Origin of the sequence: Streptomyces sp. NPDC048001, assembly GCF_043203115.1 — a bacterium.
In the GTDB taxonomy this organism is placed as follows: Bacteria; Actinomycetota; Actinomycetes; order Streptomycetales; family Streptomycetaceae; genus Streptomyces; species Streptomyces sanyensis.
The window spans coordinates 241,728-252,346 of record NZ_JBIDBN010000003.1 but is presented as its reverse complement, the minus strand read 5'-3'; the positions used below and the strand labels follow the sequence as shown (position 1 = coordinate 252,346).

The window sequence follows — 10,619 nt, the reverse complement described above, 5'->3', positions numbered from 1 at the left end:
GGTGCCCGGCGGCCCGGGCCCGGGGGGGGGGGGGGCGGCCCGCGCCGGCCCCCCCCCCCGGGGGTGGGCCCCGCGCCGCCCGGCCGGGCCTGCGGGGCCCGCCACGCCGATGCCGGGGGGAGTGCCGCCGGCGCGGCTCAGACCACCGCGCCGTCGTTCGGCCGCGGGCGGGCCGCGGCGCTCCCGCCCGCGGACGCCGTGCCCCGGCTCCCGGGGAAGCGGGACTGCAGTCCCACGACCACGGGCATCGCGGTGAACACGGTGGACGCCATGCCGACCAGCACACCCGCGATCAGCGCCACCGAGAAGTCGGCCAGCGAGTCACCGCCCAGGAACGCGAGCGCGAGCAGCACGAACAGGGCGCCCATGCCCGTGTTCACGGTGCGGGGGAGGGTCTGGGCGACCGCCCGGTCGGCGAGCTCCGGCCACTCGAGCCGGGTCCCGGTGCGCCGCAGCTCGCGCAGGCGGTCCAGTACCACCACGGTGTCGTTGACGGAGTAGCCGACGACGGTCAGCAGGGCCGCCAGGAAGACGCTGTCGACGGGTTTGCCCAGCCATGCGAACAGGCCCACCACCAGGAGCACGTCCTGCGCCATGGCGACCACCGCCGCCGCGGCGAAGGTCCACCGGAACCGGATGCTCAGATAGAGCATCTGGGCGGCCACCGCGATCCCCAGCGCGATGAGCGCGTAGGTGCGCAGCTCGCTGCCGAGGCTGGGGCCGATCAGGTCGTCCCGCTCCACGGTCAGGGGGCCGCCGGATTCCTGGAGGGCCTCGCGGATGCGCTGCTGGTCCTCGTCGCCGGTCTGCTTGGTGCGGACCGAGACCTCGTCGTCGTCCGTGGTCTGCACGACGGCCTGGGGGTAGCCGGCGTCGACGACGGCCGCGCGGGCGGTGTCCGCGTCGATCGGCCGCTCGGCCGCGTACTGCACGATGCGCCCGCCGGTGAACTCGACGCCGAAGTCCAGGCCCCGGATCCCGATGCCCGCCGCGGCCAGGACCAGCAGCCCGCCGCAGACCGCCAGCCAGCGCCTGCGGTGGCGCATCAGCCGCGGCGGACGCGCGGTGAGCCGTGCGCGGAGCCGCCCGGTGCCCGCCATCCCGGTCAGCGCGGGGCGCCGTGCCACCGCCTTGCGGCGCACGGCCCACTCGGCGAGCAGCCGGGTGATGACCATGGCCGACAGCATGGAGGCCAGCACCCCGATCACCAGCGTCACCCCGAAGCCCTTGACCGGTCCGGTGGCGAAGACGAACAGCAGCGCGGCGGCCAGCAGCGTGGTCACGTTGGAGTCGGCGACGGCGCTCCAGGCCCGGGAGAAGCCGGTGAGCAGCGGGCGCCGCAGATCGCGGGGGGCGCTGCGGGCGCCCGGCGCGGTGTACTCCTCCCGGGCGCGTTCGAACACCAGGACGTTGGCGTCCACGGCGATGCCGATGGCGAGGACGAAGCCCGCGAGCCCGGGCAGCGTCAGGGTGGCGCCGAGCGTGACCACGGCGGCGTAGGAGATGAGGCCGTACAGCCCGAGCGCGACGGTCGCCAGCAGCCCGAGCAGCCGGTAGACGGCGATGATGAACAGCCCCGTGCAGGCGAGCCCGATCAGCGCGGCCAGGGCGCTGGCCCGGATCGCCTCGGCACCGAGGGTGGGGCCGACGGTGCTCTGCTCGATCACCGTCACCGGGACCGGCAGGGCGCCGCCCTTGACCAGAGCGGCGAGGTCGCGCGCCTCCTCCGCGGAGAAGCCGCCCGTGATCTGCGTCGCGCCCCCGGCGATCCCGGCCCCGCACGGGACACCGGCCTCCATGCCGGGGGCCGACACGATCTGCTCGTCGAGCACGATCGCCACCCGCCGCGCGGGATCCCCGGGCGCGGCGCACGCGGCCTCGCCGGTCAGTTCGGCCCAGCTCTTGCCGGCCGCGTCGCGGAAGGCGAGGTCGACGGTCCAGCCGCGGCCCGTCTGGGTGTCGAGCACCGCCTCGGCGTCCTCGACGCCGTCGCCGGTGAGCGCGGGCGGTCCGAGGCTCAGGAAGGCGCCCGGCGCGTCGGGGTCGGCGAGGGTGCGCGAGCCGTCCTCCGCGGGTCCGGCCGCCGCCTCGGCGGCCGAGATGACGGGGTGGAAGGTCAGCTGGGCGGTCCGGCCGATCACCTCGGCGGCCTCGCGGGGGTCCTGGACGCCCGGCAGCTCGACGACGATGCGCCGCTCGCCGGAGCGGGCCAGGGAGGGTTCGGCGACACCGAGGCTGTCGACCCGGCGCCGCAGCACCTCCAGGGCGCGGTCGGTGGCTTCGGCGTCGGCGCGCACGGTCGGTGCGTCGCGGGCTTCGAGGACGATGCGGGTGCCGCCCCGGAGGTCGAGGCCGAGGCGCGGCGGGGTGGTGAGGGCTGCGTAGAGCGAGAGGCCGACGACGGCGAGCGCGAGCAGCGCACGCCAGAACGTGGCACGGCGAGAGGTCATGGGTGACTCCACGGGCGGTCCCGGGGCGGCGCGCGGCCGCACGGGCACGGCGGCGCGGCCCGGGACGGGCGGACGCGAGGAAGGTGCGCCCGGCGTCCGCACGGCGGGTGCGGCCGGGCGCGGGGAACGTCAGCGGTGGTGCCGGGTGGAGGGGGGCGCCCGGCCGTGGCGGGCGCCGAGGGTGTCCCGGGGCGGCGCGCGGTCCTGTGCGGGCCGGGCCCGGTCGGTGCCGCCCGGGAGCGGCGGGGCGGCTGCGCGGCCGGGGGCCAGGGCCGGTGGCGCCGCCGGATGGCGTACGGGCTGCTCGGAGCCGGCGCCGTGCCGGACGGCCGCGTCCGGTGCGGTGTGCGCGGGGGCGTGGAGCTCCTCGGTCCGGGCGGTGGTGCCGCGGACGGGCCAGGCGGCCGGGGCCGGGGAGGCGGCGGAGGCGGGGCGCGCGGTGGCGGCCCAGGCCGCGTGGACGGGCCCGCAGACGGCCGTGACCGCGGAGGCCAGTCCCAGGAGCAGGGTGGTCAGCAGGGCGGGAGCCGTCGGCGGTCTGCGCCTGTCCATCGGTCCCCCTCCGTGTGCCGGTGCTGAGCCCGGACCACCCCTGCCGCCCACAGCGTAGGCCACGTCGGCGGCCGTGGTGCCCGGGGGCGGGAAGAGGCCCCGGCCGGGAGGGGGAGCCCGGCCGGGGCGGCGCGTGCGGTATCAGGTGCCGGGGCACTCCTTCCAGGCCAGGTGGTAGATGGTGCTGATGTCGCCGTCGGTCGAGTCCATGGTCATGTAGCTGGTGGCCGCCGGGTCGGACGTGCCGGCGCTGACGCGGATCTCGGTGTTGATGTTGAAGTTCCGCTGCACGCCGCAGGGGGCCCAGACGAGCTGGGCCCAGTCGGTCTCGTCCGTGGCCTGCCAGTTGTCCTCGTACGGGCCGTCGAAGACGTGCGAGCGCGACTCGGTGTTCGGCGAGCCCTGGAAGTAGTACGAGGCCTTCTCGGTGCTGTGGGCGCCCGGCTGGAGCGAGGCGTAGCCGCGGTAGTCGGCGCTCGCGATGGCGTAGGTGAAACCGCCCGGCACGTGCACGAGCAGGCTGAGCTGGCAGTTCTTCCTGGCCGCGGTGGGCGGTGCGCCGCCGCCGACCTGGGCCAGGTAGTCGCTGTAGGTCACGGTGAAGGCCGTGTTGTCCTCCGATACCGCGACGGCCGCCGTGCCGAGCGGGCAGCCCGAGCCGTTGACCGTGGCGACGTCGATGACGATCTTGTCGGACGGCGGGTCGGGGATCGTGGGGCCGGCCTCCGCGGGCAGCGCCGAGGCGAACAGAGCGGCGACTGCTCCGCCCACCAGGATCGGGGCTCTCATGCGTCTCCCATCCGTTGCTGGGGTGACCCGGTCCGGCGCCGTCGCGGGCGCCGGACCGGGCGGGGGGTGCGGCCGCTCCCCCGCGGGGGAGCGGCCGTCCTGCTTGCGTCGGATCGAGCGTGCGGTGTGGCTGCGGCGGCCCGCCGATGGTTGAATAATCATGCACATGACATTCGTGGCCTCGGCGGCCGCCGTGCACGGGGCGCTCCCGGCGGCGAGCACCGGGAGTGCGTCGAATGCTAGGAAGCCGCGGGCCCCGCGGACCAGCGCGGCCCCGGCCATTGGCGGCCCGCGCGGAGGCCGGTGAATGGCCGGGAACCGAGGGTGCGCCACCCCGCGGCCCGGCCCGGCACGCCCCCGGGCCCGCCCGGCCGCTCCCGGCCGCTCCCGGCCCCGAGGGCGGCTCGGCAGTGCGGGGCGGGGCGGCTCGGCAGTGCGGTGCGCGGGTTCGGCGTATGCCGGTCCCCCGGGGACCGCGTGCCCTTAGGCTTGCGGTGATGTTCTCTCCCCAGGGACCCACGGTGCGGGAACTCGCCGTGCAGGCCCTCTCCTCGACCCGGCGCGGATACGACCTGCTCGCGCCCTCCTTCGACGCCACCCCCTTCCGCACGCCCGACAGGATCCTGGCCGCCGTCGCCGCGGAGCTGGGCCCGCGGGGGCCCTTCGGCGCCGGTCTCGACGTGTGCTGCGGCACGGGAGCGGGTCTCGCGGTGCTGTCCCCGTTGTGCCGGGAGCGGGTGACCGGCGTCGACTTCAGCGCCGGGATGCTGGCCCGCGCGCGGCAGGCGGCCGCCCGCGCACCGGGCGGCGGCCCCGCCGTCGACTGGGTGCAGGCCGATGCCCGGGCCCTGCCGTTCCGCGGCGGCTACGACCTCGCCGTGAGCTTCGGCGCCTTCGGCCACTTCCTGCCCGCCGAGCGCCCCGCGCTGTTCTCCTCGGTGCACGCGGCACTGCGGCCCGGGGGCTGCTTCGCCTTCCCCGTCACCGCCCCTCCGCGCCCCGGGTCGCGGGGCTACTGGAGCCTGCTCGGCTTCGACGCCGCGATGCGCGTCCGCAACACCCTCCGGCGTCCGCCGTTCGTGATGTACTACCGGACCTTCCCGCTCTCGGGCGTCCTCGCGGACCTCCGGCGGTGCGGATTCGCGGTGGAGTCGGTGCCGCTCACCCCCCTGGGGACCCTCCCGGGCGGCGCCCCGAGGGCCCGCCTGCTCCTCGCCCGGCGCCCTTGAGCGGCCCGCCCGCGCGGCTGCGGGCTTCCGGCGCCGGGCCCGCAGGGCCGCAGCGGCGCGCCCCCGTGTGCCGCCGCGCCCCGCGGCGTCTGGCAGGATCGCGGGAGGCGATCCCGACGGGGTGAGGGGCGCGGACGAGGGGGCGGGGCTCATGGGTGACGCGGCGGCCGGGGGCGCCGGTGCGCGCAGCGCCGGGGCGCCCCGGGCGGGCGGTGCGCCCGCGACCGCCGCCGACCCCCCGGGGCCGGCCGCCCCCGGCCCGCGACGGGGCCTTCGCGTGCCGCGGGCCCGGATGCCGCGGACCGGCTCCGCCCGCGGGCGGCGGCGCGGCGCGGTGACCGCCGGCTGCGCCGTGCTCACCGCCGTGCTCCTCGTCCTCCCCGGTGCGGTCCCCAACGCCGGCCCCCGGGCCGGCAGTCTGCTGGAGACCTTCCTGCCCTGGCTGGGCGCGCCCGCCCTCCTGCTGGCGGCCGCCGCCCTGCTGCGCCGCGCGCCGGCGGCACTGGCCGCCTCCGCGCTGCCCCTCGCGGCCTGGCTCGTGCTCTTCGGCCCGATGCTCCTGCCCGCCGGCCCGGGTGGCCACGACCTGACCGCGGTCCAGCACAACGTGAGCGACGAGAACGCCGACCCCGCCGGGACCGCCCGGGCCCTGCTGCGGGCCGCACCCGAGCTCATCGCCCTGCAGGAGCTGACCCCCGGGGCCCTGCCCGCCTACCGCGAGGTGCTGGAGCCCCGCTACCCCCACCATGCGGTGGTGGGCAGCGTCGGTCTGTGGTCGGTCCATCCGCTGCAGGACGCACGCCGCGTGGAGATCAGGCCTCGGGGGTTCGACCCGGCGTGGAACCGCGGCCTGCGGGCGACCCTGCGCGCCCCCTCCGGCGACCTCGCCGTCTATGTGGCCCACCTGCCGTCGATGCGCCTCGGCGTGCCCGAGGGGCTCAGGTCCGGGCCCCGCGACGAGGCCGCGGCCCTGCTGGGCGGGGTGCTCGCGAAGGACGGCGCGGAGCGCACCCTCCTCCTCGGCGACCTCAACGGCACCGTCGACGACCGGGGGCTGGCCCCCGTCACCTCCCGGCTGGGCGTGCACGGGCCCGGCTTCGCGTTCAGCTGGCCCGCGTCGCTGCCCGTGGCCCGCATCGACCACGTCCTCGCCCGGGGCGCCGACGTCGTGCGGATCGACCCGCTGCCCGCCACCGGCAGCGACCATCTGCCCGTCGTCGCCCGGATCCGCCTCTGACGGGGCGTCCGCCCGTCCCGGGGCGGGGCGGTCCCGGAGGCGGCGCCGGCTGAACACCGGGGCGCCGCCGTCCGTACTGAGCGGCGATCCCCGCCCCAGGAGGCCGCCGTGAACCAGCACCGCGCACCCTCGCCCGCCGCGACCGCCGTGTCCGCCGCGCTCGCCGTGCCCTTCCTGCTGCTCGCCCCGGCGGCGGCTCCCGCCGCCGCCCACGGCGCCCCGACCGACCCGGTCAGCAGGGCCGCCGCCTGCGGCGCCGGGAGCGCCGAACTCCGCGCAACCGCCGCGTGCCGTGCGGCCGCCGCCGCGAGCCCCGGGGGCGCCCTCGGGCCGTGGGACGACCTCCGGGTGGCGGGCGTGGCCGGCCGCGACCGGAGCCTGATCCCGGACGGGCGCCTGTGCAGCGCCGGTCTCGGGCGCTACCGCGGGCTGGACCTCGCGCGGGCCGACTGGCCCGCCACGCTCCTGCGGCAGGGGGCCGCGGTCACGATGACCTACCGCGCCACCATCGCCCACCGGGGGACCTTCACCGTGTACGCCACACGCCAGGGACGGGACCCCGCGGCCCCGCTCACCTGGGGCGCGCTCTCGCCCCGCCCGCTCGCCACGGTCACCGACCCGCCCCTGCGCGACGGCCGCTACCGCATCCGCTTCCGGCTCCCCGAGAACCTGACGGGACGTCATGTCCTGTACACCGTCTGGCGCAACACGGACACCCCGGACACCTACTACTCCTGCTCCGACGTGGTGCTCAGGCCGGGAAGCGGAGAGCCCTCCACGCTCCCGGTGCCCTCCGGCGAGGGCGAGGGCGAGGACGGGGGCGGGGGCGGGGGCGCCCAGGAGCCACCCGGCGCGGGGCCCTCGGCCCACGAGCCGCCCCCGCCCTCCGACCCGGACGGCGCCGCCGGCGAACCCGGCGGCGCGGAGCCCTCCGCCGGAGCAGGCGGCGACGCGCCGGCCGGGCCCCCGCAGGCCGGGGCGCAGCCCGCCCCGCCGCGCACCGCGCCGACGGCCCTGGAACGACTCGCCGACGACAAGGCCGTCGGCATCCTCGCCGGAGGCGTGGCCGGCGTCCTCGCCCTCGCCTCGCTCTGTGGGGCCGTACTGCTGCGCCGCCGCGCCGTCTGAGGGCCCGTCGCCGGACGGCCCGTCGTCCGACGGCCGCGCGGGCCCGGCGGGCGCCTCGTGGGGCGCGCCGGTGCTCAGGGGCAGCGGTACACGAACCCGGCCGCGGCGGTGTGGAGCCCCGGCGACTCGATCCTCAGCTCGGCACGGGCGGGCAGGGTGCCCCGGCCCCGGAACGTCCACAGCAGGTGCAGCCGCACCTCGTCGCGGCCCCGCTCCACCCGCTCCTCGAGCCGGCCGGAGGACGACCCGTCGCTGCGCACCCACCGGTAGGCGAGGGTCCCCGGGCGGCCGTTGGTGCGCACCACGGCCACCACGTCCGCGGTCTCCCCGCACCCGGGCCCGGCTTCGGGCGCCTGCACGGACACCGAGCGGACGGCCACGGTGGGCAGGCGCTGCCAGGCGAGGAAGGCGAGCACCGCGAGAAGGACGCCCCCGGCGAGGGCGTACCGCCGAAGGGCCCGCCCGCGGACCGGGACGGGCGCCGGACCGGGGGTGGGGCCGTGCCAGACCGCGGCGGCCGTCGCGGGGCCCCGTCCGTCCATCACCGCGGTCACGCCCGGGCCGAAGCGCAGCACCTCCCCGTCCACACGGTCGGGCTCGGCCCCACCCGGTGCCGTGGGGCCGGGCGCGGGGACCGTCGCGCCGGGCTCCGGCGAAGGGCCCGGCGGACGCGGATCGCGCCGTGTGGTGCCGGTCCCGTCGGCGGACGGTCCCTCGAACCAGTGGCTGCCGAGCGCGGTGGCGCTGTAGCCCTCCGGCTCCGCCTCCGGGGCCGCGCCGTGCGCCGGAGCGCCCGACCCGGCCGCACTGCCGGGGGGCGCGCTCCCCGCGTCGGCCGGGGGAGCGGCCCCGCCGGTCAGGCGTACGGTGCCCGGCTCGGCCGGCGCCGCCCCGGCCGGGCGCCGCAGCCGCACCGTCCCGGACCCGGCGGGCGGCGGTGGGGCCGCGCCGTCGAGCCGGACGGTGTCCTCGCCCGGGCCCTGCGCACGCGCGGTGCCGCCGCCTGCGCCCTCCGGCGGCAGGGCCCCCTCGGGTCCTCCGGCCGCTGCGGCCTCCTCCTGCCGGACGGTCCCGTCCTCGGGGCGGGCGGTGGCGCCGGGCAGGGCCCCCGGCCCCTTGCCGAGCCGCACCGTCCCGGACCCGGCGGGCGGCGGTGGGGCCGCGCCGTCGAGCCGGACGGTGTCCTCGCCCGGGTCCTGCGCACGCGCGGTGCCGCCGCCGGTGCCGCCCGTCCGCCCGTCCTGCCGGTCGCGGTCCTCGGGACCGCGGCCGGGCCCGTCGGCGGCCCCTCCTCCGTCGCCGCCGAGGTGCACCGTCTCGTCCTCCCCGCCGCGCGGGGCTCCGGGCGTGCTCATCCGACCGGGCACCCCCGCCGCGCCATGATCTGCTGGAGGCCGCCGCCCTGCCCGGCCGCGGGATCCGTCGAGGCCGTGACGCCCCAGTAGCACCCCTTGCCCAGGAAGGTGTGCGCCACCTCCACCGTGTAGCGCGAGGCCCCGCTGCGCGTGAGGGACTGCGTCCCCTCGGGCACGCCCGGCGTGCCCTTCTCGAAGGAGCTGGACCAGGCGACGCCGATCGTCACCGGGCCCGTCCCCTCGGTCACCACCTCCACGACGGCGGCAGCCGTGCTCGATCCCGTCTGACGCAGCGAGGTCACGGTCACCGAGACCACCCGCACGTCGTCGGGGGCCGGGCGGGTGGGCGCCGGGGGCTCGGGCGACGGCTCGGGCGGGGCGGCCGTCGTCGGCGGCGCGCTCGGAGTCCCGGTCGCGGGACCGCTCGGGGACGGGGGCGGTGGCGGGGTGGGCCATGCCGGGGAAGGGGAGGGAGCCACCAGCGAGGGCAGCGGGGAGACGCTGCCGCCCACGCTCGGCGACGGGCTCGGCGTGCCCTCGGGCCCCGAGGACGCGGGCGCCGGGGGAGCGGAGGGCGCCGCCCCGGGCGCCGGCGGAGCCGCGCTGGTGGTCGCCAGGACCTCGGCCGCGGCCCGGGGGCGGTCCGCGGCCGCCTGGGGGGAGAGGGCGAGGGCCGCCACCACGGCCGCGGCGACCGCCGCCGCCACCCCGGCCAGCACCCGGCGCAGGCCGGGCGTCAGCCAGCCGCCGGCGCCCGGCGCCGGGCCCGCCGGAGCGAGGGCCGTGGTCGCCGCGTCGGCCACGCCCGCCGGGCCGCCCGCCGAGGGGAGCAGCAGCGGCAGCAGCGCGGTGAGCGCGGCGAGCCGCCGCTGGCCGCGCTCCTCCCAGTCCGGTCCGTAGGCCGCTGCCGCGGCCTCCTCCAGCTCCGCGACGAAGGCCGCGGCGTGCGCGGGCCGGTCCTGCGGGGACTTCGCCAGGCCGCGTCCCAGGAGCGGACGGACGGGCTCCGGGGCCTCCTGGAGCGGGACCGGGCCCTCGATGTGCTGGAGCGCCAGCTCGGCGAAGTTCTCTCCGCGGTAGGGCTTGCGGCCGGTCAGGCACTCGAAGAACACCGCGGTGGCCGCGTAGACGTCGGTCGCGGGGGAGGCCGTGCCGCCCTGCCACTGCTCGGGCGCCATGTACGAGGGCGTGCCGGCCACACCGGGCGTGGTGCCGCTGCGCGCGGCGATGCCGAAGTCCACGAGCTTGGAGGTGCCGTCGGCGGCGACCAGGACGTTCTCCGGCTTGTAGTCGCGGTGCACCACGCCCTGCCCGTGGGCCGCGGCCAGCCCCAGCAGGGACCCCTTGAGCACGGTGAGCGCGGCCTCGGGGCCGGTCGCCCCCTCCTGCGCCAGCAGGGCGCGCAGGGCGATGCCGTCGACGAGCTCCATCACGATGGCGGCGCCCGCAGGCGCCTCCACGTACTCGTAGAGCCGGGCGACATGGGGCGAGTCCAGGGCGCCCAGCAGCCGGGCCTCGGCCCGGAACTCGCGGACGAACCCGGAGTCCTGGCGCAGCCGCTCCCCGAGGTACTTCACCGCGACCGGGACGCCGGTCGCCTCATGGACCGCGAGCACCACACGCCCGCCCGCCCCGGCGCCCAGGTCCCGGGAGTGCGTGTACCCCGGCACCGCCCACTCGTTCATCGCGTCACCCCCGCACAGGAGTCTCGCCGCACCGTGCGGCCTCGCACCGGTCGGTGCACCCTCCCGGAGAGGGACACCGCCCACAGTGCGGCTGGTTCCCGCCACGCCCGGGACGGTGCGTCCGAATCCTATCGATTGGCATGGACCTGAAGTGCACGGTCGGCTACGCTCCGCCCCAGGTGCTTCCTGAGAGC

The 10,619-nt window shown here is 78.6% G+C and carries 8 protein-coding genes; 3 read left to right on the top strand and 5 right to left on the bottom strand.

All coding sequences use genetic code 11. The annotated features are described in order from the left end of the window. Positions 1-137 precede the first annotated feature (137 nt). From secD to ACGF15_RS07670, 3 genes are all read right to left on the bottom strand, one after another. Positions 138-2,450: a protein translocase subunit SecD gene (gene secD, locus ACGF15_RS07680; RefSeq protein WP_392797163.1), complete on the bottom strand. Its 2,313-nt coding sequence runs from the start codon at positions 2,448-2,450 to the stop codon at positions 138-140. A gap of 129 nt (positions 2,451-2,579) precedes the next feature. After that, entirely contained in the window at positions 2,580-3,002 is a 423-nt protein-coding gene (locus ACGF15_RS07675) for a hypothetical protein (protein WP_362615747.1), read from the bottom strand. Positions 3,003-3,143: 141 nt separating this feature from the next. Next, complete coding sequence (locus ACGF15_RS07670) at positions 3,144-3,791, bottom strand: DUF4360 domain-containing protein (protein WP_345615343.1); 648 nt, start codon at positions 3,789-3,791, stop codon at positions 3,144-3,146. 497 nt (positions 3,792-4,288) lie between these two features. Between ACGF15_RS07670 and ACGF15_RS07665 the strand changes: the two genes are divergently transcribed. The 3 genes from ACGF15_RS07665 (at position 4,289) to ACGF15_RS07655 (ending at position 7,385) form a co-directional block, all read left to right on the top strand. Next, a complete protein-coding gene (locus ACGF15_RS07665; protein WP_345615342.1) occupies positions 4,289-5,020 on the top strand; it encodes a class I SAM-dependent methyltransferase in 732 nt (243 codons plus the stop codon). A 334-nt stretch (positions 5,021-5,354) separates the two neighbouring features. Continuing rightward, positions 5,355-6,257: an endonuclease/exonuclease/phosphatase family protein gene (locus ACGF15_RS07660; protein WP_392797161.1), complete on the top strand. Its 903-nt coding sequence runs from the start codon at positions 5,355-5,357 to the stop codon at positions 6,255-6,257. Between the two features lie 108 nt (positions 6,258-6,365). Continuing rightward, positions 6,366-7,385: a lytic polysaccharide monooxygenase gene (locus tag ACGF15_RS07655; RefSeq protein ID WP_392797160.1), complete on the top strand. Its 1,020-nt coding sequence runs from the start codon at positions 6,366-6,368 to the stop codon at positions 7,383-7,385. A gap of 74 nt (positions 7,386-7,459) precedes the next feature. Here the strand turns inward: ACGF15_RS07655 and ACGF15_RS07650 are convergent, their stop codons facing one another. Both ACGF15_RS07650 and ACGF15_RS07645 read right to left on the bottom strand, forming a co-directional pair. Further along, positions 7,460-8,740: a hypothetical protein gene (locus tag ACGF15_RS07650; RefSeq protein WP_392797158.1), complete on the bottom strand. Its 1,281-nt coding sequence runs from the start codon at positions 8,738-8,740 to the stop codon at positions 7,460-7,462. Beyond that, positions 8,737-10,425, bottom strand: a complete 1,689-nt coding sequence (locus ACGF15_RS07645; RefSeq protein WP_362615182.1) for a serine/threonine-protein kinase — start codon at positions 10,423-10,425, stop codon at positions 8,737-8,739. Before ACGF15_RS07645 ends, ACGF15_RS07650 begins: the two co-directional genes overlap by 4 nt. Between the last annotated feature and the right edge of the window lie 194 nt (positions 10,426-10,619).